We start from the raw sequence: 24,123 nt of genomic DNA, 5'->3' as shown, positions 1-24,123 counted from the left end.
TTGTTATTGAGTGTACGAATCGGGTTAGTTTAACAAAATGAAGGGCAATGTAATGGTGAATTTTGGTTATATTAGATATAATATATTGCTTAAAATAGATAGAAATGGTGGAACATGAAAATTATAAAACAACAAAAAAAGAACGCAATAAAGCCCGCTCAAATAATCGTTATTTATTATCTAATGGCTGTGGTTGTTTCAACCATCTTATTAATGCTGCCGATCACACAACAACCGAATGCTAAATTATCGTTTATTGATGCCTTATTTACGGCTGTTAGTGCCGTTAGTGTTACAGGGTTATCGACCATTGCGATTAATGAGGTTCTTAGTGTTCCGGGAACATTTATTTTTGCTCTCATTTTGCAATTTGGCGGCATCGGAATAATGTTTCTTGGAACCACTATTTGGCTCTTAATTGGGAGACGTATAGGAATAAGAGAAAGAATGCTTATTATGACGGATCAGAACCTCCCCACTTTTTCTGGAATCGTTAAACTCGTTCGAAATATTCTTATGCTATTTATTATCATTGAACTTGTAGCGGCTATTATTTTTGGAACATACTTTTTAAAATACTTTCCTACTTGGCAAGAAGCTTTTTTACAAGGTTTCTTTGCCTCTGTTAGTGCGGCAACGAATGCTGGATTTGATATTACGGGAGAATCGCTAGTTCCCTTTGCCCACGATTATTTTGTGTTAGTGATGACAATGGTGTTGTTAATCATAGGGGCGATTGGATTTCCCGTGCTTATGGAGGTTATCCAGTTTTTTAAACATAGAAAGAAGATCCCTTATCGTTTTTCCTTATTTACAAAAATAACGACGCTAACTTTTCTGGTTTTAATCGTTATAGGTACTATTCTGATCTATCTATGTGAATATAATCATTTTTTTGCCAATAAAACCTGGCACGAATCTTTTTTCTATTCTCTTTTTTATTCGGTCTCTTCTAGGAATGGTGGACTTAATACAATGGATGTTAATGAGTATTCCACCCCTACACTTTTGATTTTAAGCATCCTTATGTTTATCGGAACCTCTCCAAGTAGTGCTGGAGGAGGAATAAGAACGACATCATTTGCGATTATGCTATTAAGTATCTATTATTTTGCTAACGGAAATACGACCATAAAAGTTTTTAAGAGAGAACTTGTCATGGAGGATGTAATCAAGTCCTATATTGTCATTGCAACTGCGATGATGCTCTGTTGTGTTAGTACAATTATTCTTACGATCTTGGAACCGACTTTTTCTTTAATCGAGATCATATTTGAAGTGTCTTCTGCCTTCGGGACGGTTGGTTTTTCGATGGGAATCACTGCGGAATTAAGTACGATGGGTAAAATTATTATTATGATTTTAATGTTCATTGGGAGAATTGGTATTTTTGCATTTTTATTAATAATAGGGGGTAAACCCATTAAAACTGATTATCAATACCCAAAAGAGCGAATCATTATTGGCTAATTTACGAGAATGAGAAGAAATAAAAGGAAAAGGGAAGGTCTCATCATTATGCAGCATGAGACCTTCCCTATGATTTTCTTTTATCTGTTGATACTCATTTATTGTCAATAAAAAAATTCAATAAATTCATGTTTTAATTAGTATAAGCCCCGCCTACGCTAAATACTATGATGTCCACATTTCCCATCCAACCCAGTATAATTATACATTATAATGATTATATATTCAATAACTAAACATAAGCTAATTCATTCCTTTTTAAGGTTATTGAAAAAAGATCAATTAATAGGGTTTACTCATGCGACGCGTTTAGTTAGCAAAAGAAGTATGTTTTGTTTTCCATTTCTCCATTGCAATAAACAACCAAAAACTATATATGCCTAATGTAATTAAGCAAAGAAACCACCATTTAATCCAGTTCCCAAACAATTCAACTGCTGATCCAGTGAACTGTAATCTTCTCCCATTAATGACTGTGTGTCGTGTTTTCCATCCTAATATCATTGTAATTGCCCAGGGATAGCAAATCCCCAAAGTACAGATTGTTACAAGTCCGCCTAAGATAGACCATCCTATGTACTGAAATAACCCACCATCGAAATAAGATTTTTCTTGAGTTTGTGCAGCATAATTTTGTCTTACTGTTGATTCACTCACTAAACATCCCCCTAAAGTAAATAAACTAATACAGGATAATTGTATCATAAAATTATAGTAAAAAAGTACTATTTGAAGAGCAAAGGGACGGTTCTCATGCTACTGAAGCATGAGAACCGTCCCTTTGCTCTCTTCTCCCTATTTCCCACACGCCCATACGACTATCCGAATATACTGTCTAACGAGATTGTCGTATGGAGGGAAAAGATGATATGAAGAAACGTCAATGGGTTTGGAGTGTATTTTTAACCGCCATCTTGGTTCTTCCTTTACTTCTTATATTCTTCAACCAGATAACTACTCAAGTTCAGCTCTATTCGCCGCAAATGGTCCAAGATGTTTCTGCCAAACAAGTTGTAAAATCCCAAGAGGATTCAACCAAACAAGACGAACAAGCCAAAGCTGAATCCAAGCAAGGGGAGCAGCCTTCAAATAAACCAACCGATAAAGGTAATAAAGCCCAAGAAAAACCAGCGCAAGAAAAAAAGCCAACTATTGTTTGGGGAGTAGACACCGCTTCTAATGTTGACCAAGCATTTCTTCAGTGTGTAAAGGAGAATTATGGGGCACCAAGTGTATTTGGACGATACTTGGAGACCAAGGGAGATGTGTCGATGGGTTTGACCAAAGAAGAAGTCGATTTACTTCATCGGCAAGGGATCAAGATCTTACCAATTTTTAATCATTTTACAGAGGCTGTCGGTTATGATAAGGGGGTATCCGAGGCGAAAGAGGCAATTGCTTACGCACAAAAAATAGGAATACCTAAGGGAGTAGCCATCTTTGCGGATATCGAACCAACCTATCCAGTCGATGAAGCGTTTATTAGAGGATGGGTGAACACATTAGCTAGCTCGCCTTATAAGCCAGGAATTTATGGTGTTATAACAACAGATAGTGAACTCTCCGCTGCTTATCAAGCCGCTGTTTCGAAAGATAAAAAAGTTCAAGGGCAAACCATCCTTTGGAGCAGTAATCCTGATCCTGGTGTGACAGCGAAAAATAAGGCACCTGCCTTTCAGCCTGGAGCACCAAAGAATATAAATATCTCGATCTGGCAATATGGAATCGATGGGGAAACTTGTAATATTGATACTAATCTCATTCAATCTACTGTACTGAATAAATTATGGTAGGTTAAGATATGAAAAAAATGATGATATACGCTGCTCCTGTATATCATCATTTTTTTGTTTATGGGTATAACAAAAAATAGTGTCCGAGGTATTTGTTTTTAAAAAAAGTAAAGCTTGAGGCGCATCAAATTTACCTCAAGCATTTTTTGTACATTTATTACTATCGTATGCTGGAACTTGTAGGGGACTGTGGGAAATAGCGAACCAATATAAAATCTATTAAACTCTAAATTACCCACTCCACCATATATCTCGTTACGGTAGTTGCCAAGCTACATTGTAGTCATCGTATCCACCATAGTACTGCCAAATTTCTGCCTTTTCGTTTGTTCCAGGGAAATTGAGCCAATCTGAATTGCTCGTTGTCAAATCGGAAGGGATGTCACTAGGGTAATAAGCAACCCAATAAGCGCCCGGAGTGCTTGGTGAAAAGTTCCCCATCGTGAGTTCCCAGTTCCATGGAGACGAATAGGTACCTGGTTTTACACCTTGTCCATATTGATTTAGATAATTAACAAATGCGTTATAAATCGATTGATTATTTGCATAGTCATAGTCATTCATACCGGTTAAAGCCGATTCTACATCAATAAAGATAACAGGTCTAACTTTCGAACCATATACAATCTTCATAGCTTCGTAGGCTTCTAGTGCTAGTTTTGCCTGCTGCTCTCCCCACTCACTTGCAGACATTCCTATTGGCGCCATTTGTATACCAGATAAAAACCAATAACCGTAAACATAGCTAGCATTCTGTGCCCGTGCACTACTAAAATAAATTGCACTGCCTGTACTTTCATCAAATTGCACAGTGCTGCCATAACCTAACTTTCCTAGATAAAAATCTTCCCCTTCAGGATTCGCTGATGAAGCGGAATCCGCTCCGAACAAATATCCCGTTGTAGCATCAGCATCAGTTTCAGGTTCAGTCATTTCTACCGATGGGGTTTTCGAAAAGATGGCTGAGTTTGGGGCAGCATGCATTTTTGCGGTTTCACTAGCATGTATACTTGCTTGCGATTTCACAATTTTGCCCGCTTCCTTCTGTGGAATCTCAGCTTTTACTTCTGCTTTAGACTGAACAGGGACCTCCGGCTTTGCAGGAGTGGCCTTTTCGCTGGTATCTATATTTTGGGAACTGTTTGCTTGAATAGCCTTAACAGGTTCCACTTTTGTTTTATTTTGGGAACTATTTGCCTGATCGGCTTTAACAGGTTCCACCTTTACTTTATTTTGGGAACTGTTTGACTGAACAACTTTAACAGGTTCCACGTTTTCCTTATTTTGGGAACCGTTTGCCTGAGCAACTTTTACAGGTTCCACTTTTGCTTTATCAAGTCCAGCCGCTGCCGTAAAATGGCCTCCTGAAAAAAGCCCAAAAGACAATACTGTCGTTGCTACGAAAGATTTTACAAGTTTCTTTGTGTTAAGGTAATTTTTCATTCCAATTTTGCTCCTTTTAATTATCGTTACATGTAGCTAAATAAGTAGTGAACGTTAAGAAAAAAGGAGCTGCTTTTGGTGGTGGTGAAGGTGGAGCATTGATCCATTGATTACGGTACTTAGCCTGTTGAGAAGTATAGATGGGGCTAATGTTCAAACCAAAATTTTCATCCCAGTCAAACTGATTGGCAATAAAGCTTATCGTGCCTGCCCCCGGGCTGAACTGCTGATTTGATTGCCCTCCAGAGGATTGCATTCGTTGTGGAGGGTTATTCATGATTTCAACTTCTCTAGGATTCTTCCTATTATTAGATGGAGTCTTGTTTTCTTCATCCATTAACGGTTTATGTACCAAGGTTAGGGAATGACTCGTCTTTATTAATATTGAGGATTCAGCCTCTTCTGTATAATTTTCTGACTTAGCATTTAAACCTGGAGTCTGGATGTTGGTTTCCACCTCAGAATTTCTTTCATTTGAGGAGAGTGACTTAGGAGCCGCCGGAATCTTTTTCGTGATAGCATTTAGCTTTGCTCTTCCTGTTTGTCCTGTCTGTCCTGCAACTTCTACCTTTGCAACAGGGTTAGCAGTTTTTTCTGCCACTTCCACCTTTTCAACAGGGGCTGCAGTTTATCCTGTATCTTTCACTTTTGCAGTAACTACTGCCGGCTTACCAACATTTATATTCTTTTCTGAAGAAGGCACTGCCTTTCCAATACTCCTATTGGTCTTGTTTGGTGACTTTTGAACAGGTTTTGTTGGTACGGTTTGATGGGTTCTGGGATTCGTCTCTGGTTTTTGAACCACTCCACTTTGACTTTTATGTACGTTTTCAGGTGTAACGGAAACTGCTTTATTCGAAGCCATTGGAGTTTCAATTTTCTCCAAAACGAGAGTATGTACTTCAGAGTTTTGAGGTTACGGTTGACCGGCGGCTTCGTTTTTCTCTGCAAATACGTTATTTGGCAAGAAAGCGGCCGCCCCTAAAAATACACCCATTAAAATAAAATGCCGGATGTGCATTATTTCACCTCCTTTCAAAAACAGAGAATCATCACTTCCATGGACAGCATTCGACATTGTTTTTAAATTTTTGTCGGTTGTTCATTCCTTTAACAAATAAAGAGTTCTTTTAACCTAAGGTGAATCTATAATGCCTGAGTCGAATTTCCTTGAATTAGGGGAACTCATAGGCTATGAAACTTTTTATTTATCAAAATATAAAAAGCTGATTTTCAAATTTGAGAATCGACTCTGAAAAATTTAATTAAGCTAATCCACCTATTTAATTTTTCAATGCTGAGGTAAAAGGACAAGCAGCTTGTTTGAAGTCGGAGGGAAAACTCGTCATGTCAGAAATTTGGCGAAGATTGATAGGTTTCTAGTGTATTAAAAAGTGATAGAATGGAGTTGCAACTGAATATCGTGAGGGTGACTGGTTTGTGATCTTCTTTTCCAATAGGAAAGGAGGTGATATTCCTGGACTATTTTCTTGAAATTCTAAAGGAGATTCTAAAAGGAGTTTTGCGAGAAATTATCGCATATTTCTTTCGGAAAAACGTTCTAGAAAACAAGAAAACCACCCTGCGCCGTCGGAAGCAAAAGGGTGGTCTTCATAAATAATGTACACAAACAACCATCACCCTGACGGTAGAGGTTGCAGTGAGAAGTGTTAGCCGCACTTCTCTTTTTTATTATTATATTCATTATATACAATTATATTCTGCTTTAAAAGTGGAAGATAAGATGCTTGGGCGCCAACAGTGAATTTCTAATTTTTTTATCTATCATTCATGCCTTGTCCTCTTAAGCAGAAAGGTTGTACTATAGTATTTGTTGTTACAGGAAGGGAGATTCATAAATGAGCAAAAGAAAGTGGTGGATTCTTGCGGCAATTCTTTGGATGGCAGTCATTTTTACTTTTACGCAGGTCCCGTATTCTACTGGAAGCAGTACTTCAAGTGCGCTCGAGAAGCTATTTGTAGCATTACATATAAACTTGAATCAATCTGCTATAGATTTCTTAAATTTTATTGCGAGAAAAGCTACACACATTACGGTATTCGGTATCCTGGCATTTTTATTTTTTAAGTCTCTAGAAATCTATCGATACTCTTATGTCCTTTCATGGATTTTAACGGTTATTTATGCGATGAGCGATGAATATCATCAATCGTTTATGCCAGGGAGGACCGCGTCCATAAAGGATGTCTTTTTGTTTGATTCTGTCGGTGCCTTTCTTGTCCTACTGCTGACGTTTCTGATTGTTAGGAAGAGTAAGCAGAAAAACACAAAAGTGGGATAATTTTCTGCCAAGAAATCTAACTGGATTTCAAATAGTTAAAAGTATTAATCAAACGTTCATTTAGAAGTCATTATCTGAAGAAATGGTAAGCGGGGAGTTCAAAAGGCTCTCTGCTTTATTTTTCTCTTGCTTTCAGTTCCTCCGTTCAGATTATTCAATGTCTCACGAGTGCTATTGGAAATAATTGATAAATAGGATAGTGAATAACTTATTGTCGGCAATAGACTTTTATAGTAAGTTTTTTATAGTATCATATAAATAAGTTTTTGAAATCGATTGCAACTCGGTCAAAACTAAATTCATGTGAAAAATAAGGGGGTTCTATGAAGTCTCTTTTTCGTCTTATCTGTTTAATCATCGTTATTTTACTAACTGCGTGTGATGGTCATCAGTTAGAGGCGGTAACAGCCCAGAAAGAAAAGGTTCAACTTGAGTTTTTATCACCAAAATTTGAAACAGAGAGAGTTTTTAACGATCTCATTCAGGAATTTGAACAACAACATCCTTCCATTGAAATTAATCAGATAGTGGTACCAGGAGGAATGACGGTATTAAAAACGAGAATCGCGAGAGGGGATAGTCCGGATATTTTTATAACTTATCCCATTGAACAAGATTACCTGATTAGAGCCAAAAAAGGTTATTTATTAGATTTAACGCAAGAAGACTTCATTCAAAATATTGATCCCAATATACAAAATCGCTATCTAGTAAATGGAAAAATGTATGGAGCTGCCTTCACTCAGAATGCGGTAGGAGTAATATACAATCAGGATCAATTTAACGAATATCACCTTTCAATCCCTAAAACATGGGACGAATTTATTGCGGTAATGGAAAAATTAAAAGCCGCAGGTAAAACCCCCTTGTTGATGCCCAATAAGGATGCCGATAAAACGAGTGTCTTCAATTTAAACCTCGTAGCTAACGAAATTAACAACAACTATTGGAGACAAGATTCTTTTTCTCTATCGAAGGATCAGGCATGGCGGGAAATTTCAGAAAAGACTGTCAAAGTGCTTTCCTATGTACAACCAAATTCCTTTCAAGATGATTATTTTGCTGTGAATCAAAGATTTGCCAATGGAGAGGGAACGATGTATGTGATGGGGACATGGGCTTTACCAGAAATAGAAAAATACAATCCTCCCTTTCATTATGGAATTTTTCCGTTTCCCGCAACTAACCAACCGGAACAAAATAAAGTATTAGGCGGAGTCGATATCGGACTTGCTATCTCATCTGATACCAAACATCCAAAGGAAGCAAAAGAATTTTTAGCATTTTTAACAAAAAAAGAGGTGGCTCAAAGACTCTCGGATTACGAAGGCTCCATTAGCACGGTTAAGGGCGTAAGAGTCAATAAAGAGCAATTAAAATTGCTAAATCAAAAAATTATAGAGGGTAAGACAGTGAATTGGCCGAACCATTATTGGTCCGGAGGTACGGCAGCAGAATCGGACTTCCGAAAGTACTCGTCACAATTCTACTATGATAAGGACATCGATGCCTTTCTTATCAATCTCGAAAACATGTTTAATCATTATAAGCATTCAAAATAGAAGAAAGGTGTCTGCATGCTAAGATTTCAACAAAAAATGATACTCGCCTTTTTACTTTTTATCTTATTGCCTATTATTATATTGGGATTTGTCTCTTACAAAATTTCATCGACCACACTTCAGCAAAAAATCAGCAGTCAGACGGTCCAAACATTGAAGGCGGTTGACCGAAATGTAATGGCTTCGGTTTCTGAGGTAGATGCGTTTTCAGATTATGTCATTTCATCAGGTGAGATTCAGTCATATTTAAATACAAACGATCAAACTTCTATGATTGATTTTTATAATAAGCAGCAGGCAGTCGCTGGAATGATGCTGGGAAACTCTCAAATTGCTGATTTTATTTTATACAGGGAAAGCGGGGGAGCCACCCATTTGAGAGATACCCAAATCCCTGCATTTGAAATATTTCGATCAAGCCCTTTTTACCAGCAAATTATTAAAGAAAAGGGGAGACCCGTGTGGTTAACCCCTTCTGAAGATCAGCCATTTACACAAGACAAACGATTTTCTTTCACATTAGGAAGAGTGGTAAAGGATATTAATACGCTTAATAACTTAGGATATGTCATCTTAGACGTCAACATGAACTTGTTTGACTCGATTTTCAAGGATGTACAAGAAGGTACAGCCTATGGGATGTTAGTCAATCAAAATGGCAGGATCGTCTATTCATTAAATCGAGAGCTGATTGGCAAGCCCTTTGCTATTAATCATTTTTCCGACATTCAATCAAAGAAAAGCGGATATCTGATTGATAAGTGGGACGGGGAAAAAAGTTTAATTACGTATATGCCTTCAAGCTTCCACATGGGTTCAAGCTCTTCTTCCCTCATGATGATTTCGATTAAACCATGGAAGGATATTTCTAACGATATTACTCATATTCGAAATATGACCCTATTAATTGTCGGCTTAGCTTTACTCATTGCAGGTCTTTTTAACCTGTTTTATTTAAAACGTATTTCTCTTTTCATTCAAGAGCTATTAAAAGACATGAAGCTTGCTGAAAAAGGAACGCTAAGCATTCGGATGAGGCGTTATAAAATAAAGGAATTAGAGAATATCGCGATTGGGTTCAATAACATGATTGCACGTATCCAAAGGTTATTAAAAGAAGTGGAAACGGAACAGGAGAGAAAGCGGGAGGCGCAATTCAAGGTACTGCAACAGCAAATTAATCCTCACTTCTTATACAATACGCTTGAATCGATTAATGCCCTTGCATCCTTAAATGGTCAAAAGGATATAAGTAAAATGACGATTAACCTGGGTAAATTATTGCGAATCAGCATCAATGGCGGGTACGAAGTGAAGGTTAAAGATGAGATTCGGCATGTGATGAGCTACTTAGAAATTCAAAAGGTCAGATATGATAACCGTTTTTCATATGAAGTGGAGGTTGAAAAAGCACTGGAATACCAGCCTGTCTTAAAACTGATTCTTCAACCGTTAGTGGAGAATATCTTAATCCATGCATTTGATCAGGATCACACAGGTCTAATCAAAATTAGCGGGACCATTAGGAATGGACATGGCCAATTTTTCATCGAGGATAATGGCAAAGGGATGGAACATAACGTATTGCTTAAATTAAACCGTATAGAAGAAGATCGTCCTAAACATGGAGGACATGGTATTCGCAACGTTCAGGAACGATTAGAACTTTATTACGGTAAAAATTATGGATTAATGATTTGTTCAAGTGAAATTGAAGGTACGACGATTAGAATCTCATTCCCAATTCAAGGTGATAAACATGTATAAAGTATTAATAGCTGATGATGAGCCTTTGATATTAAAAAACCTGACACAAATTATCGATTGGCCGGCACTGAATTGTACCGTTGCCGGTACCGCCCAAAATGGTCATGAGGCGGTCGAAATTTTAGAAAAAGAACGGTTCGATCTCGTCTTAACAGATATCTCAATGCCTGGAATGACAGGTATTGAATTATTAAAACAGATCCAAATGATACCCTATAAACCCATCACCCTATTAATTAGTGGATATGATGATTTTGAGTATGCTAGAGAAGGACTAAAAAATAACGCCTTCGACTATATCCTAAAACCTATCGACTATGATGAATTGCAAGAATGCATTGAGCGTGCCATTGCCGAATTAAATCAACAAAAACTTAATGAACATGAATATGAAAAGTTCTTCATCTATGAATGGATTACAACAGAAAAAACAGACTTAGAGGTGCCGAATAAATACCAGCCCTATATCGCACTAGCTGTGAAATCCTATGAAAAAAACGTAGAGGTCGTCGTTCAACAAATACATGAGAACCTTTATGTCTACAGGATGTCGGATGAAGAGATCATTATCGTATTAACGGGTTCTGATGATTCGATAAAAGAATGTGCTGGGGATGTAGCCCAGCAAATCATCCATAAGGCTTCACAAAAGTGTATTGTTTCCATTGGCGACTACGTTGATTGTTTATTTGATGTTAAAAAGTCTGTTACCCATGCGAGGGAACTGCTTAAGTTTGATGCCTTTACAAAAAGTGCCATCATTACAGACGAATTGATTAAACAGGAGAATAAACCGAAACAATCAGCAGCGGACTTAATGGATGACGCCATCTCGTATATAAAGAATCATTTTGAGCAGGATTTAGGAATTGAGCAGGTGTCAGAACAGGTTGGCCTGAGTGTCAGCTATTTTAGCCATCTTTTTAAACAAAGAACAGGGGTTACCTTTCTCGAATACTTGACCAATGTAAGAGTTGATTATGCCTGCCTGCTATTGGAGAATCTAGATTTAAAGACCTATGAAATTGCTCTAAAAGTGGGCTATACTGATCAACGGTATTTCAGTCAGGTTTTTAAAAAGAAAATGAAGAAAACACCAAGTGAATATCGAAAAATGGTCAAATAACTTCTCAACATTTTTGAGAGGTTTTTTTTTATATTAAGAAAATTAACTTTGAACATTGTCCAGCTCCAGCGCCCTAGCGGCGAGACGCCTTCGCGCTCCGCCCTACGATAAGTCAACATCGAATCGCTATCGCTCTTCGTGTTTCCTTTATCTCAGTTGGAGCACTCCACAAGGAACGCTTCGGTAGCATAAGCATCGCACGAAGGAAAAGCGACAGCTTTTCCGAGGAGGCCATACGCCGCTGACCAGGGCGCTTGCGCTTTTCTAATTAAAGTAAGAATTTAAACATTGATAAGAGGAATACCACGTTTTGAAAGCGGTTCATTTCTATTATTCTTAATACATGAAAACGCTTTACAGAAAAAACAAGACAGAGGGGGAAATTTAGGTGAAAAAGTTTTTAGCACTTAGTATGGCTGTTGTTTTGTTACTTGGAATCTTAAGCGCTTGCGGAAGTAAGGAAAGTTCTTCGTCAGGGAGCGACGGTGGAGTCGTCAAATTAACCTTATGGCATCCAAAGGGGGACACTTCTGATGCGTACACAAAAATTATTAAAGAGTTCAATCAGAAATATAAAGGGAAAATCGAAGCAGAAATGACCTTTATCCCAAGGGGTAATAAATATGCTTATGAAGATAAGGTTTCTGCTGCAGCAACAAGTAATACACTGCCAGATTTAGTGGCAATGGATGGTCCGAATGTCGCGAACTACGCTGATTCCGGAATTATCCAACCAATTGACGGTCTTGTTGAGAATCAAGATGATTTTGTCAAGTCGATCATTACACAAGGTACTTATAATGGAAAGTTATATACGGTTGGAGCTACGGAATCAACGGTTGCCCTTTTTTATAACAAAAAAATGTTAGCAGATGCTGGCATTCAACCACCAACCAAGCTGGAAGATGCCTGGACTTGGGATCAATTCTATGAAGCTGCTAAAAAGTTAACGGACAAAAAGAAGGGCATTTATGGAGTAAACTGGACACTCGATTATGGCGAATGGATTATCTACTTCTCTGGTCCAACAGTTTGGAGTAATGGCGGCAACTTTATCGCGAAAGATGGTTCGAAAGCAGAAGGTTATGTAAACGGTCCAAAAGCAGTGGAAGCATTGAAATATCTTCAAAAGTTTACGAAAGAGGGTCTAGTGAACTTACAGCCTAAACCAACTGAATTTGAAGAAGGAAAGGCTGCGATGATGTTAATGGGTTCTTGGGAATGGAGAAAGTTACAAGATTATCCTAATACAGAATGGGGCATCACCTACTATCCAAAGAGCAACAGTGGCGAGCAAGTATCACCATCAGGCGATTGGAACTGGGGAATCTCCAAGGATACAAAGCATAAGAAAGAAGCTGCAACACTTCTAAACTTTATTTTGAATAAAGACAATGTAATTAAACTAGCTAAGGCCGATAATAAGCCGGCAGCACGTATGTCTTCATTTGAAGCCATGACCGAATGGAATGAAGCACCGCTTAATATTCTAAAAGATCAAGTGTTAAAGACAGCTCATCCTAGACCTGTAACTACTGCTTACCCTGTATTGTCAACCAAGTACGGTCAGGCTGTCCAAAACATCTTCCTAGGCGGAAATGTTAAGGAAGAATTAGATAAGGTAGCGAAAGAAGTCGATAAGGAAATTGGACGAAAAAAATAAAAACTAGATAAAAGGCAATCAATTGATTGCCTTTTTTCCTACAAGGTGGTGTGAAAAATGGAAACAATCGTTAGAAAAGGTGAAAGTCAGGTCAAGTACAAACGTAAAAGGAACATGACCTACGAGCGTCAGCAAAAAGTACTAGGAGTGTTGTTTTCTCTTCCCGCTTTAGTATTGTTGTTTACATTTTTGATCTTGCCAGTCGCTCTAGCATTTGTTTATAGCTTTATGAATTACAATATGTTAAACCCCGATGAAAAGGTGTTTACTGGTTTAGATAACTATGTAAGACTCTTCAAAGATGCCATCTTTTTCACGGCATTAAAAAATACGTTATATTTTACGGCTCTTGTTGTTCCTCTTCAATGTGGGGTTGCCCTTTTTCTAGCCATTCTCGTTAATAAAAAGGTAAAGGTGGCTTCCTTAGGACGGGTATTCTTCTTCAGTCCGGTTGTTACCTCCATGGTGGTCGTCGCGATTTTATGGACCTTTTTGTACAACGTGGATAATGGACTCATCAATCATACCTTGAACTTTTTTGGAATCAAAAATCAGCCGTTTTTGTTAAGTCCTAACCAGGCGATGAACAGCATTATCTTTATGTCAATCTGGCAGGCGGCCGGATTTCAAATGATGATTTTCCTCGCTGGATTAAAGGATGTGCCTGAGGAATTGTACGAAGCAGCTGAAATCGACGGGGCCAATGTATGGCAGAAATTTAGAAATGTTACCTTACCGTCTATCCAACATGTCACCGGCTTTGTCCTGATCATCACAACGATTCAAGCGTTTCGCTTATTCATCCAGCCATATGTCATGACAAACGGTGGACCAAGTGATTCTACCAAAACACTTGTCTTTATGCTTTATGAAAACGGGTTCCAGTTCCGGGATGTTGGTTATTCATCTGCGATTGCCGTTGTCTTTTTCCTAGTGGTACTTATTACATCCATGGTTCTTAAGAAACTATTAAAACAATAAAGGGGTGGACTTCTGATGACAAACCGTACGAAAAAAAGAATGGGGAAAATAGGGATTACGATAAGCATCCTTGTACTTGGGTTTTTGTTTATCTCGCCGCTCCTTTGGATGATTATTGCTTCAATCAAACCTGAAACCTTAATTTTTAAAGATATGGGATTTGAAGCGTTTATTCCTAAACAAATGACGTTTGATAACTATTCAAAAATTTTATTCTCCGATAATATTAATTTCTTTCATTATATGGGTAATAGTTTATTTACAGTTGGTATGATTGTGCTATTTGGTACCATTGTGAATTCGATTTGTGCCTATGCGCTCGTAAAATTGAAATTCCCTGGCAGTGACTATGTATTACTTATTATCATTGCTTTGTATGTCGTTCCGTTTGAGAGTGTCTTGATTCCCCTCTATATTGTCGTCAATAAATTTGGGTGGATTAATCAATATCCGGCACTGATTGTTCCGTTTATCGCCAGCGCCTTTAATATCTTTTTGTTCAGGCAGTTTTTCATGGGCTTTCCAAAAGAATTGGAAGAAGCGGCTCAAATTGATGGGGCTTCCCCATGGCAGACTTTTATTAAGATTGTTGTTCCTAACTCGAAACCTGTCTTTGCGACAGCTGCTATTTTAACCTTTGTCACCCATTGGAGTGACTTTATGTGGCCGCTGATTGTGGCAACCGACCAGTCGATTCAGACAGTACAAATAGGGATTCAATATTTGTTCACCGATAACAACATTCAGTATGGTCAGATCATGGCTGCCCTTACGTTAACAACCGTTCCGGTCATTTTGATTTTCTTATTTTTCCAACGTTATTATGTCCAAGGAATTACGTCTAGTGGGGTGAAAGGGTAATGAAAGAGGAAAATGGCAAGTGCGAAGTTGTATCCTTAGGGGAATTACTGATTGATCTAATTCCCCATCATGATTATACTGCCGATGCCCCTTCCTATGAAGCAAAGGTCGGCGGTGCGCCCATTAATGTATTGTCCGGATTAGCCAAGTGGGGACATACGACCGCTTATATTTCAAAGGTAGGGAACGATGCTTTTGGCGGCTATCTGAGGAAACAAGTAAAAGGTGCAAATATCAATGTCGATTATGTGCTGACTGAAAGAGCAGCCCCAACAACAGTAGCGATTGTATCTTTGGATGAAGAAAAAAATCGGACCTTCGATTTTATCCGTAATCCCGGGGCAGACCAGCTTTTAACAAAGGATGAGATTCATTGGAGTCTAATTCGAGAGGCTGAGGTCTTCCATTTTGGTTCTTTGTCTTTAACTCATCATCCGTCGAGAGAAGCGACATTGGCAGCATTGAAATATGCCAAAGAGAACCGTAAAACCATTAGCTATGATCCAAACTATCGACCGTTATTATGGGAGAATCAAGATGAGGCCAAACGGTGGATGATCGAAGGATTAAAGTGGGCGGATATCGTCAAGATTTCCGATGAGGAAGTACAATTTATTACGAATGAAGAAGATGCCTTGATGGCTGCCCAAGTGCTGGCAGAAACCCACCATATTCGGTTGTTGGTCATGACAAAAGGAAAAGAAGGTGCTTTGGTCGTTTGTAACGGACACGTCCTTGATGAAGATGGACATACGGTACAGCCTGTGGATACGACAGGGGCTGGGGATTGCTTTATGGCATCGGTGCTGCATCAGTTTTTAGTAAAGCGTAAGCCTATTAGTGAGTTGACGAAACAAGATTTAGTGGAACTATTACAGTTTGCGAACCGTGTGGCAGCCCATTCTACGACTATAAAGGGCGGTTTTAGCGTCGTACCCGCTTTGGATGAACTAGAAAAATTAACAAGAGGTGTTCAATATGTATGATGAGCGATATCGGCCCCAGCTTCACTTCAGCCCGAAAGAAAACTGGATGAATGATCCGAATGGATTGGTGTATAACAAAGGGGAGTACCATCTCTTTTATCAATATCATCCGTACAGTATGGTATGGGGCCCTATGCATTGGGGGCATGCCGTAAGTAAAGATTTGCTGCATTGGGAGGAGCTGCCGATTGCTCTCTATCCCGATGAGTTAGGACAGATTTTTTCAGGCAGTGCTGTCATTGACGCGCAGAACACAAGCGGCTTAAAGACGTCCGATGAAGATGTGATGGTCGCGATTTTCACCCATCACGGTGAGGATAATGAAAAGCAAAGTATTGCCTATTCCAATGATAGGGGAAGGACTTGGGTTAAATATGAAGGAAACCCAGTGATTCCTAATCCGGGACAAAAGGATTTCCGTGATCCGAAAGTATTTTGGCATGAGGAATCAGAAAAATGGGTGATGTCACTTGCGAGCGGTGATTGCATTCGTTTTTACGGCTCGCCTAATCTGATTGATTGGAAGCTTCTATCGGCGTTCGGAAGTGAATACGGTGCGCATGGTGGAGTTTGGGAGTGTCCAGATTTAATCCAATTGCTGGTAGAGGGGGAAGACCAAAAGAAATGGGTCTTGATTGTCAGTATTAATCCAGGCGGGCCGAATGGTGGTTCTGTTGTCCAGTATTTTGTTGGGGAATTCGATGGTGAGGAGTTTGTTTGTGATGATCGTCCGGAGGTTGTGAAATGGGCGGATTTTGGACGTGATTTTTATGCTGCCGTTACATGGAGTAATTTTCCTGAACCGATTTGGATTGGCTGGATGAGTAACTGGCAATACGCTAATCAAGTTCCATCTGAGCCGTTTAGGAGTGCGATGTCGATACCAAGGAAGTTAGGACTGCGCCGGGTTGATGGGGAGTTCACCTTGGTTCAATCCCCTATTGATCTTTCTTCATTATTTAAGAAAGTGATAGTATCAAATGAAACAATCACACTAAGGTCTAGTGAGACCTTTCAAGTTAAATTGGATAACCGCCAAATATTTGCGAAAGCGAATGTGATGAACAGTACCGCTTCCGAGTTTTTGATCACTTTTAAAGGAGAGCAGGAACGGCTGGAGATTGTCTTTGATCAAAAGAGAAATGAAGTACGGATCGACCGCAGGGATAGTGGTCAGATTTCCTTTTCTGAGCTTTTTGCCAGCATTGACCGGATGCCGTTGGCAAGATTGAATGATTTTACCTTGATACTCGATAAAACCTCCATTGAGCTGTTTGTCAATCAGGGTAATCGTGTAATGACAGAGTTATTCTTTCCATTAGAGTCCGAATTCACCTTAGAATTCAGGGCTTTGGATGGGGAAGTTATTTTAGAAAATGTTGAGTTACGTCATCTTGAATCTACTTGGAAATAAGAAAGGGTGTTAACCATGAATCCTTGGGAAGGGAAGACCTCTATATTCTTGAAAACTGTTACGAACATCGTCATCCTAAATTTCTTATGGGTGATTTGTTCGATGCCCGTATTGACGATTGGACCTTCTACTGCCGCGATGTATGGAGTAATTAGAAAGTGGCATTTGTATAAGGATGAAAGCGTCATTCGGAGCTTTATCCATGAATATCGGTTATTTTTTAAACAAGGATTTCTGGTGGGCACTCTATGGCTATTCCTTGGGATGCTGCTTTTATTAGATGTTTACTTTTTCTTGCAGGTGCCTGGCACCGTAAAAGTGGTACTGATTGTGGTAACAGTGACAACGTTTATTCTTTATATGTTGACTAGTGCTATGTTGTTTCCGATTATGGTTCATTATCAAACAAAAGGAACTGAACTGATTAAACAAGGGTTTACGTTTTCTATTATTGATGGGAAGACAACTTTTGCCATTATCCTGATGTGGATTGGGGCAGGTATGGTACTTTTTTATGCGCCATTAATGGTTCTTGTTATTGTTGTTCCTGTTTCGATGATCTCATTCCGGTTTTCGATGATGGCGTTTGATAAAGTTGGGAAGCTGCCAAGGATACAATCGAGGTATATTCCTTTCACTACGGGATCTGATCCACGTTCTAGTTAATATTAGAGTGGTGGGGAGATTTGGTTGAAGACATTTTTTTTGCTAAACAAAAAGAACCCAATCTAATTAACACATAGAATGGGTTCCACTATTTAATGTACTAATACGTTATTTAATTGGCTTTCAATTTGCCCATTGTTTCAACACTTGCTCTTTTCCAATCTCGTGAATTTCTTCTTGTGTCAGGTTTTTATCAGCTATCACATTAGTTTGATATAATTTTCCCTTGAAGGGTACATAGATGGTATACATGCACATGATGTTCATTCTCCTTTTGATAAGATAATATTTTTTCATAGTTTATTTACCCATATATTATTCTCTTAATCCTCTTAATAAGGATTATATTAACGCGATTCAATTAAACCATAACGTCCGTCTCTGCGTTTGCAGCTTCCTTCTTGATTAAATGCCGTTCTAGCTTTGAAACGTTCTTTTTAACATATTCCCGAATTGCAAAAGTTCCCTCAATGTTTTCTCCACCGATGTTATATTTCATTTGTGAATTCCTCCTCATCATTGATCAATTGCAACGTTAGAAGATTCTGTATCTTAAACCATGTCTGTATTGTGCACCACTAACCTGAATGTTTCCTTAACTTTTAATAGGGATAGGATGCCATTTAAAAAAACATAATGGGCAACTTGTAATGCAAGGAATGGAGGAGCGATGTGTGGAAATCAAATAATAGGATTGTGCTAACATACATATTAAAGGCGTAATCATTAAAATCGCGTAGGAATCAAAAAATCTAAATTTTTTTAGAAATGGAGGGAATTCATATGAGGGAATTAAACGGAGTGGACTGTGCAACAAAGCTGAATACTGCGTTAGCTAAAGGCCTCAAATCCAACGGTATTCAGTATGTTGCACGCTACCTCGGAAACAGTTGGAAATCGATGGACAAAACAGAGGCAGATGCCATTTTAGATGCCGGGTTACAGATCGTAAGTATATGGGAAACCAATCCGACGAACGTGGCTTATTTTACAAAGGAAAAAGGGATCTTAGATGCAAAAGAAGCATCTTCATATGCGAACACAATTGAACAGACAGCAGGAAGCGCCATTTACTTTGCTGTTGATTATGATGCTCAACCATCTGACATGGCCTCCATTTTAAACTATTTTTCGGGTGTGCGAGACGGAATGGACCAAAGTTATAAAGTGGGAGTTTATGGTTCCTATTCTGTGCTCCAAACGCTTTTTCGTTCCCGAGACGCGTATTTTTATTGGCAGACAACTTCATGGTCCCGTAGCAATGTAGCTGATTTTAACGATATTCTTCAATATCAGCATAATACAACACTAGTAGGTATCCAAGTTGATTATAATGAATTTTCGAATAGTGCTGGGTCGTGGAGCAGAGCTGTCTCGGATGCAGGTTCGCCGCAGTCTGCTATAACCACCTATACTGTTCAACCAGGTGATACACTAAGCGGAATTGCTGCGAGATTTAATACAACGGTTGGTGAGTTGGTCAAAATAAATAAAATCGAGAATCCTAACATTATTTATGCTGGTCAAATTTTGCGGATTTCGATTAAAAAATCATCAGAACCTGCTTTTTATATCATAAACACGGGAGATACTTTGTCTCAAATAGCATTGGTTTTTGAAACAACAGTGGCCCAGCTGCAAGCTTGGAATGGTATTAGCGATCCGAATGTTATCCGGGCTGGTCAAAAGATACGTGTGAAATAATCCCGCGATTCTCGACATTTCTTTTAAGCATTTGGAAACTGAAATACACTATTGATGCGGTTCATCTCCTTTTTAAACAATCGTTTGGTTAGTGTTGAATCATCGGGAAATGACGAGAAAGATGTCAGTCTAAACGAAAAGTGGAGAATTTTCCGGGAAATTAAGTTTTTTTCTGCGGGGAATTCGACATTAATTTTTAGTGGTTTATAAAAGCAATTGTAGCAGGGCATCCCTTTCGGCTGTTTCAACTAAACGTTTGTTTAGTAAAGCTTAAATGATTGTGGTCGAATATGTGTTGTTTTAATGCCCGTTTTATTTGATAAAATCGCATAATTCTCTATTTGAATTTCCAGTACTTAACGATAAAAGTAAACTACAAAATATGTGGTAAAAACGACTCTCAAAGATAACGATGAGAATCGTTTTTTTTTTTTTTTTTTGCATAAATATGGAAGTACGGAGGGCACTTTCTATTCAAAATGGAAGCACGAGAACCGTCCCCATGCTCCCTTCTTGAAAAAAGATGTTAGATTTAATCACATGATTATGGAATATTTTCTCTTTTAGTATTAATTTAAATACATAATATTTTAAAAGTTACTATAATTCAAAAAACAGTATCACAAATTACCGTGTTGTATAGAAGGAGGGGAGTAAATGAATTTTGAAGAGGTGGCTGTTGCCAAGATACCTCAAAGCATTGTTGCTCAAATTAGAAAAAAATTAATAGATGGGAGTTTAAAGCCAGGACAATTGCTTCCTTCAGAGGTAAAGCTTGCAGAGATGTTTGGGGTCAGTAGAAGCTCTATAAGGGATGCCATGCAAATACTTGAAAGTACTGGAGTGGTTAGCAGGCGTAAAAGAGGGGGGACAACTATTCGTCATATCACAATTGAGGATATGGCCAATATTTACTCGCCCAAAGCTGAAAATGAAACACTTTTTGATTTAGTCGAGACCCGTGAAATCCTAGAAATTGCTGTTGTTGGTTTGGCTGCCAGAAGAGCGAATGAGCATGACCTAGAAGAATTAGAAAAATTAATAGCTTGGATGGAGGAACAGCCTGAGCAAGCATCACAAGCGGACATTGCATTTCATCTAACGTTAGCGCGAATCACGCAAAATCAAGTGTTGACCAATATTATAAAATCATTGGAAGAAATGATGAATCGTTTACAGGAAAAAACTATCTATTATCCCGGCAGGTTGGCAAACATTATTTTAGAGCATCGGCAGATTGTGTCTGCCATTAAGTCAAGAGATGAAAAACTGGCGAAAGAGTGTATGAAACTCCATCTGGATCACTTATGTGAACTTCTTAAAAAGATATAAGTCAGACAATAAGACTTTTGCACTTAAAGGGGGATGAATCAGCAGCTGGAAAAAAAAGACCTTAAGGGTTCATGTGGCTTCAATAAGTCAGACAATAAGGCTTTAAAGCTTACAGCTTCAATAAGTCAGACAATATGATTTATCGGTTTCCCGTTTTATGAATGAAGGGTACCCAATAAATCTTAAAAAATATGGGAGGGTGGTTTATCTGTGCAATTAACGATTGAAGGCGTAAATAAAGGATTTGGAACGAAAAAAGTATTAAACGATATTCATCTTCAAATTAAACCACATGAAATTCTCTGTATCCTAGGTCATAGCGGTTGTGGAAAATCAACTCTACTAAACTTGATCGCAGGGTTTTTACAACCCGACTCCGGTTCTATCAAGGTAGATGGAGTTCCTGTGACAGGGCCTTCCAAATCGCGCGGCGTTGTTTTTCAGGATCATGCCTTGTTTCCTTGGTATGACGTGATAACGAATATTTCCTTTGGACTGACAGTACGGGGTATGCCGAAGCGTGAAGCAGAGGAAAAGGCGATGGAGTACCTTCGATTAGTCGGTCTGCAGGATTATGCGAATCATTACCCGGATGAACTTTCAGGCGGAATGAAGCAGCGTGTTGGTATTGCCAGAGCACTTGCAAGCGGGCCTGACATATTACTAATGGATGAACCCTTTGGAGCTCTTGATATTTTAACCCGCGATACGATGCGGAAAGAATTACTCCGTATTTGCCAGGAGCTTCGGCCGATGGTGGTCTTTGTCACTCATAGTATTAGTGAAGCCATCCATTTGGGTGACCGCGTCATCGTAATGAAAGATGGAGATATAGCCGAGGTCTTTGATGTAGGAATTCAACATCCGAGAATGTATGACAATCCTCGATTTACTCAATTAATGACTGAAATTGAACAGGTTTTGATGGGTGAAGAAGAATTAAGTCAAGTCATACGAGATTAAGGGGGAAATCCATATGAGAGAGGTATCAACCATTAGTGAAATGGCACCATTGCAAAAAACGACCACTGTAAAGAAAAAGATTGACTATCGAGCCATACTGCAGAGTGTCTTGCCAATTGTTCTGTTTTTTGCCATATGGGAGGCATTTGGGAGGATAAATCAGCAATTAAGTTTGTTTAATCCGCTTTTCTTACCGCCTCCGACCGTGATTCTATTGGATGGATGGATCCTTGCAAAAACTGGAATCATTACCGCAAGTATTTTATCCAGCACCTTTCGGATTTTAGCAGGTTTCAGTTTAGGGTGCGTATCCGCTCTCGTAATGGGTGTGATCATGAGCAGATCCCGTTTCGTCGAAAATTGGATATCTCCCATTATTAACCTGGTCGGCCCTATCCCGGCACTTGCACTTCTTCCGCTTTTCATTATTTGGTTTGGAATTGGTGAATTTCCGAAGGTTTTGCTTATCGCCTGGTCAACGTTTATCCCAGTGCTCATTTATACTTTGGACGGCCTGAAATCAGTCAACTCTACTCTAGTTCGTTCCGCTTTGAGCCTTGGGGCCAATCAAAGGCAAATTTTCACACGAGTGATTCTTCCCTCTGCTATCCCCAATATTCTTGTAGGAATACAGGTCAGCTTAGGCTTATCCTTTGGGGCGCTAGTCGTTTCTGAAATGATGGGGGCTGAGAACGGTCTTGGCTACATTATTGTCGATGCCAGGAATTACTTTAAAATATCCAATATGTTTGTAGCTATTATCCTAATTGGGCTCGAGTACAGTTTATTCGCTTATCTATTAAAAAAGATCGAGAGCAAGGTATTGTTTTGGAGAAAAGGAGGAGCAAAGAACGCAGTTGAGAAAAAATGATAGGCTGACGTTTATCAAGTATTCTATTCATTTATTCAGTGGGAGGAAGGGGAAATTTAAATGAAAAAACGTAAAAGTTTTCGAGTAACACTTTGTCTTTTAGCCATTCTTGTTCTTGTCTTGGCTGCTTGTGGAAAAAGTAATGAAGAAACTTCTGCAGGGACTGCGAGCGATGAAAAACCCGAGATGGACAAGCTTAAGCTAATGGGTGTGCGTGATGCGCAAATTTCTGCAGCACAAATCATTGCTGAAAAAAAGGGCTTTTTTAAAGAAGAGGGCGTTGATGTAACAAACCAACTCATTGAAAATGGCCCGGAAATGGGTTCTATGATTGCCGGTGGCAGTGCTCCCATCAGTTTGATGTCCAACTTCCTCGCCATTACGTTGAAAGCCTCCAATGTTCCGGTTAAAGTGGTTGCGGTGTTGGATCAAATGGCCGGTACGCAGGCTATGGTAGGCTCTAAAAACTTAAAGTTAACAGATGCTAAGGATTTAGAAGGCTTAAAGGTTGGCATGCCTAATGGAGCAGAGGTTAGATATGCCATGGATAGCATGGGCAAAGAGCTGGGCGTAGATGTAAGTAAAATTAAATTCATCAATATTGCTCCAAGCGATGGACTGGCTGCCCTGCAAAGAGGTGATATCGATGCCCTTGCAGCGTGGGAACCATTTATTACTAAAGGAATCGAGGCAGGTGGAGAGTTTGTTCTTAGCGGCCGAAAGAGTAACCTTCCGGACAAAAAGGGCGATGTGCAATGGTTAAGTGTCCATTCTACTATGATGGCGACCGACGATTTCTTGAAGAAAAACCCAAATACAATCAAAGCACTTATCCGAGGCTTAAAGAAAGCTACTGATTTTATTAATTCTAATCGTGAGGAAGCCGTTAAAATCTTGGCTCCTGAATTGCATTTGACAGAAGCTGAACTGACGGAAATCATGAGCCGAAACGAATATTCAATGGAAGTCAATGATACGTATTGGAAAGAAAGCAATAGTGATGGAATCATGGATTATTTCATGAGTGTCGGGAATATCAAATCCAAGCCAGAGGTTAAATCTTACAACGACTTTAGCTTACTGAAAGAGGTCTATCCAGACTTAATCAAGTCAGACTTGAAATAAAGTAGTGACCGTCCTTCTATGCCACGACTTAGAAGGGGCGGGCTTACATCTATTATTTGGGCAGTCCAGAGTTTGCTAGCGTGGAAGAAGGTA

The 24,123-nt window shown here is 39.0% G+C and carries 23 protein-coding genes; 17 read left to right on the top strand and 6 right to left on the bottom strand.

The annotated features are described in order from the left end of the window. Nucleotides 1-114 precede the first annotated feature (114 nt). The gene (locus tag M3226_RS23785) at nucleotides 115-1,470 is read left to right on the top strand and encodes a TrkH family potassium uptake protein (RefSeq protein ID WP_251571133.1); all 1,356 of its coding nucleotides are present in this window, start codon (nucleotides 115-117) and stop codon (nucleotides 1,468-1,470) included. A 309-nt stretch (nucleotides 1,471-1,779) separates the two neighbouring features. Here M3226_RS23785 and M3226_RS23780 read toward each other — a convergent pair whose 3' ends face one another. After that, nucleotides 1,780-2,127, bottom strand: a complete 348-nt coding sequence (locus tag M3226_RS23780) for a DUF898 family protein (RefSeq protein ID WP_251571132.1) — start codon at nucleotides 2,125-2,127, stop codon at nucleotides 1,780-1,782. A 212-nt stretch (nucleotides 2,128-2,339) separates the two neighbouring features. Here M3226_RS23780 and M3226_RS23775 point away from each other — a divergent pair, with 212 nt between their 5' ends. Then, a complete protein-coding gene (locus tag M3226_RS23775; protein ID WP_251571131.1) occupies nucleotides 2,340-3,263 on the top strand; it encodes a glycoside hydrolase domain-containing protein in 924 nt (307 codons plus the stop codon). 255 nt (nucleotides 3,264-3,518) lie between these two features. Here the strand turns inward: M3226_RS23775 and M3226_RS23770 are convergent, their stop codons facing one another. Genes M3226_RS23770 through M3226_RS23760 form a run of 3 tightly spaced genes read right to left on the bottom strand, consistent with a single transcriptional unit; the run spans nucleotide 3,519 to nucleotide 5,571 of the window. Then, nucleotides 3,519-4,706, bottom strand: a complete 1,188-nt coding sequence (locus M3226_RS23770) for a hypothetical protein (RefSeq protein ID WP_251571130.1) — start codon at nucleotides 4,704-4,706, stop codon at nucleotides 3,519-3,521. A gap of 16 nt (nucleotides 4,707-4,722) precedes the next feature. Beyond that, nucleotides 4,723-5,307: a hypothetical protein gene (locus M3226_RS23765; RefSeq protein ID WP_251571129.1), complete on the bottom strand. Its 585-nt coding sequence runs from the start codon at nucleotides 5,305-5,307 to the stop codon at nucleotides 4,723-4,725. A 27-nt stretch (nucleotides 5,308-5,334) separates the two neighbouring features. Beyond that, complete coding sequence (locus M3226_RS23760; protein ID WP_251571128.1) at nucleotides 5,335-5,571, bottom strand: hypothetical protein; 237 nt, start codon at nucleotides 5,569-5,571, stop codon at nucleotides 5,335-5,337. Nucleotides 5,572-6,565: 994 nt separating this feature from the next. Between M3226_RS23760 and M3226_RS23755 the strand changes: the two genes are divergently transcribed. From M3226_RS23755 to M3226_RS23710, 10 genes are all read left to right on the top strand, one after another. Next, complete coding sequence (locus M3226_RS23755) at nucleotides 6,566-7,009, top strand: VanZ family protein (protein ID WP_251571127.1); 444 nt, start codon at nucleotides 6,566-6,568, stop codon at nucleotides 7,007-7,009. A 323-nt stretch (nucleotides 7,010-7,332) separates the two neighbouring features. Then, nucleotides 7,333-8,571 carry an ABC transporter substrate-binding protein gene (locus M3226_RS23750; RefSeq protein WP_251571126.1) on the top strand — a complete coding sequence of 413 codons (1,239 nt, stop codon included), beginning with the start codon at nucleotides 7,333-7,335 and terminating at the stop codon, nucleotides 8,569-8,571. A 15-nt stretch (nucleotides 8,572-8,586) separates the two neighbouring features. Beyond that, complete coding sequence (locus M3226_RS23745; protein WP_251571125.1) at nucleotides 8,587-10,338, top strand: cache domain-containing sensor histidine kinase; 1,752 nt, start codon at nucleotides 8,587-8,589, stop codon at nucleotides 10,336-10,338. Next, complete coding sequence (locus M3226_RS23740) at nucleotides 10,331-11,464, top strand: response regulator transcription factor (RefSeq protein ID WP_251571124.1); 1,134 nt, start codon at nucleotides 10,331-10,333, stop codon at nucleotides 11,462-11,464. The genes M3226_RS23745 and M3226_RS23740 overlap by 8 nt, the downstream gene beginning before the upstream one ends. 388 nt (nucleotides 11,465-11,852) lie before the next feature. Beyond that, complete coding sequence (locus tag M3226_RS23735; RefSeq protein ID WP_251571123.1) at nucleotides 11,853-13,127, top strand: ABC transporter substrate-binding protein; 1,275 nt, start codon at nucleotides 11,853-11,855, stop codon at nucleotides 13,125-13,127. A gap of 57 nt (nucleotides 13,128-13,184) precedes the next feature. Continuing rightward, entirely contained in the window at nucleotides 13,185-14,108 is a 924-nt protein-coding gene (locus M3226_RS23730; protein WP_251571122.1) for a carbohydrate ABC transporter permease, read from the top strand. A gap of 15 nt (nucleotides 14,109-14,123) precedes the next feature. Next, nucleotides 14,124-14,969 (top strand): carbohydrate ABC transporter permease, encoded by an 846-nt coding sequence (locus tag M3226_RS23725; RefSeq protein ID WP_251571121.1) that lies wholly within the window; start codon nucleotides 14,124-14,126, stop codon nucleotides 14,967-14,969. Beyond that, complete coding sequence (locus tag M3226_RS23720; protein ID WP_251571120.1) at nucleotides 14,969-15,955, top strand: carbohydrate kinase family protein; 987 nt, start codon at nucleotides 14,969-14,971, stop codon at nucleotides 15,953-15,955. The genes M3226_RS23725 and M3226_RS23720 overlap by 1 nt, the downstream gene beginning before the upstream one ends. After that, nucleotides 15,948-17,369, top strand: coding sequence for a glycoside hydrolase family 32 protein (locus tag M3226_RS23715; RefSeq protein ID WP_251571119.1), 1,422 nt, complete (start codon nucleotides 15,948-15,950; stop codon nucleotides 17,367-17,369). Before M3226_RS23720 ends, M3226_RS23715 begins: the two co-directional genes overlap by 8 nt. A gap of 15 nt (nucleotides 17,370-17,384) precedes the next feature. Beyond that, nucleotides 17,385-18,035, top strand: a complete 651-nt coding sequence (locus M3226_RS23710; RefSeq protein WP_251571118.1) for a YesL family protein — start codon at nucleotides 17,385-17,387, stop codon at nucleotides 18,033-18,035. Between the two features lie 123 nt (nucleotides 18,036-18,158). Here M3226_RS23710 and M3226_RS23705 read toward each other — a convergent pair whose 3' ends face one another. Together M3226_RS23705 and M3226_RS23700 are read right to left on the bottom strand one after the other, a co-directional pair. After that, the gene (locus tag M3226_RS23705; protein ID WP_251571117.1) at nucleotides 18,159-18,293 is read right to left on the bottom strand and encodes a BA3454 family stress response protein; all 135 of its coding nucleotides are present in this window, start codon (nucleotides 18,291-18,293) and stop codon (nucleotides 18,159-18,161) included. Between the two features lie 103 nt (nucleotides 18,294-18,396). Continuing rightward, nucleotides 18,397-18,534 carry an HPF/RaiA family ribosome-associated protein gene (locus M3226_RS23700; protein ID WP_374110678.1) on the bottom strand — a complete coding sequence of 46 codons (138 nt, stop codon included), beginning with the start codon at nucleotides 18,532-18,534 and terminating at the stop codon, nucleotides 18,397-18,399. Between the two features lie 284 nt (nucleotides 18,535-18,818). Here M3226_RS23700 and M3226_RS23695 point away from each other — a divergent pair, with 284 nt between their 5' ends. From M3226_RS23695 to M3226_RS23675, 5 genes are all read left to right on the top strand, one after another. Continuing rightward, the gene (locus tag M3226_RS23695; protein WP_251571116.1) at nucleotides 18,819-19,739 is read left to right on the top strand and encodes a LysM peptidoglycan-binding domain-containing protein; all 921 of its coding nucleotides are present in this window, start codon (nucleotides 18,819-18,821) and stop codon (nucleotides 19,737-19,739) included. Nucleotides 19,740-20,396: 657 nt separating this feature from the next. After that, nucleotides 20,397-21,071 (top strand): FadR/GntR family transcriptional regulator, encoded by a 675-nt coding sequence (locus M3226_RS23690; protein ID WP_251571115.1) that lies wholly within the window; start codon nucleotides 20,397-20,399, stop codon nucleotides 21,069-21,071. Between the two features lie 210 nt (nucleotides 21,072-21,281). Further along, a complete protein-coding gene (locus tag M3226_RS23685; RefSeq protein ID WP_251571114.1) occupies nucleotides 21,282-22,034 on the top strand; it encodes an ABC transporter ATP-binding protein in 753 nt (250 codons plus the stop codon). Nucleotides 22,035-22,047: 13 nt separating this feature from the next. Continuing rightward, nucleotides 22,048-22,905 carry an ABC transporter permease gene (locus M3226_RS23680; protein WP_251571113.1) on the top strand — a complete coding sequence of 286 codons (858 nt, stop codon included), beginning with the start codon at nucleotides 22,048-22,050 and terminating at the stop codon, nucleotides 22,903-22,905. A gap of 60 nt (nucleotides 22,906-22,965) precedes the next feature. Further along, nucleotides 22,966-24,030: an ABC transporter substrate-binding protein gene (locus M3226_RS23675; RefSeq protein WP_251571112.1), complete on the top strand. Its 1,065-nt coding sequence runs from the start codon at nucleotides 22,966-22,968 to the stop codon at nucleotides 24,028-24,030. Nucleotides 24,031-24,123: the final 93 nt, after the last annotated feature.

It is taken from the genome of Neobacillus cucumis, assembly GCF_023715505.1.
Note: the sequence above shows the minus strand (reverse complement) of the source record. Positions and strands in the feature narration are given on the sequence as shown.

Bases quoted from the DNA above. Each gene is read 5' to 3' on its own strand.
- M3226_RS23675 (WP_251571112.1), top strand. From the start codon at position 22,966: ATGAAAAAACGTAAAAGTTTTCGAGTAACACTTTGTCTTTTAGCCATT.
- M3226_RS23705 (WP_251571117.1), bottom strand. From the start codon at position 18,293: ATGTGCATGTATACCATCTATGTACCCTTCAAGGGAAAATTATATCAA.
- M3226_RS23680 (WP_251571113.1), top strand. From the start codon at position 22,048: ATGAGAGAGGTATCAACCATTAGTGAAATGGCACCATTGCAAAAAACG.
- M3226_RS23725 (WP_251571121.1), top strand. From the start codon at position 14,124: ATGACAAACCGTACGAAAAAAAGAATGGGGAAAATAGGGATTACGATA.
- M3226_RS23745 (WP_251571125.1), top strand. From the start codon at position 8,587: ATGCTAAGATTTCAACAAAAAATGATACTCGCCTTTTTACTTTTTATC.
- M3226_RS23755 (WP_251571127.1), top strand. From the start codon at position 6,566: ATGAGCAAAAGAAAGTGGTGGATTCTTGCGGCAATTCTTTGGATGGCA.
- M3226_RS23715 (WP_251571119.1), top strand. From the start codon at position 15,948: ATGTATGATGAGCGATATCGGCCCCAGCTTCACTTCAGCCCGAAAGAA.
- M3226_RS23695 (WP_251571116.1), top strand. From the start codon at position 18,819: ATGAGGGAATTAAACGGAGTGGACTGTGCAACAAAGCTGAATACTGCG.
- M3226_RS23690 (WP_251571115.1), top strand. From the start codon at position 20,397: ATGAATTTTGAAGAGGTGGCTGTTGCCAAGATACCTCAAAGCATTGTT.
- M3226_RS23720 (WP_251571120.1), top strand. From the start codon at position 14,969: ATGAAAGAGGAAAATGGCAAGTGCGAAGTTGTATCCTTAGGGGAATTA.
- M3226_RS23760 (WP_251571128.1), bottom strand. From the start codon at position 5,571: ATGGCTTCGAATAAAGCAGTTTCCGTTACACCTGAAAACGTACATAAA.
- M3226_RS23730 (WP_251571122.1), top strand. From the start codon at position 13,185: ATGGAAACAATCGTTAGAAAAGGTGAAAGTCAGGTCAAGTACAAACGT.
- M3226_RS23770 (WP_251571130.1), bottom strand. From the start codon at position 4,706: ATGAAAAATTACCTTAACACAAAGAAACTTGTAAAATCTTTCGTAGCA.
- M3226_RS23710 (WP_251571118.1), top strand. From the start codon at position 17,385: ATGAATCCTTGGGAAGGGAAGACCTCTATATTCTTGAAAACTGTTACG.
- M3226_RS23750 (WP_251571126.1), top strand. From the start codon at position 7,333: ATGAAGTCTCTTTTTCGTCTTATCTGTTTAATCATCGTTATTTTACTA.
- M3226_RS23700 (WP_374110678.1), bottom strand. From the start codon at position 18,534: ATGAAATATAACATCGGTGGAGAAAACATTGAGGGAACTTTTGCAATT.
- M3226_RS23740 (WP_251571124.1), top strand. From the start codon at position 10,331: ATGTATAAAGTATTAATAGCTGATGATGAGCCTTTGATATTAAAAAAC.
- M3226_RS23775 (WP_251571131.1), top strand. From the start codon at position 2,340: ATGAAGAAACGTCAATGGGTTTGGAGTGTATTTTTAACCGCCATCTTG.
- M3226_RS23785 (WP_251571133.1), top strand. From the start codon at position 115: ATGAAAATTATAAAACAACAAAAAAAGAACGCAATAAAGCCCGCTCAA.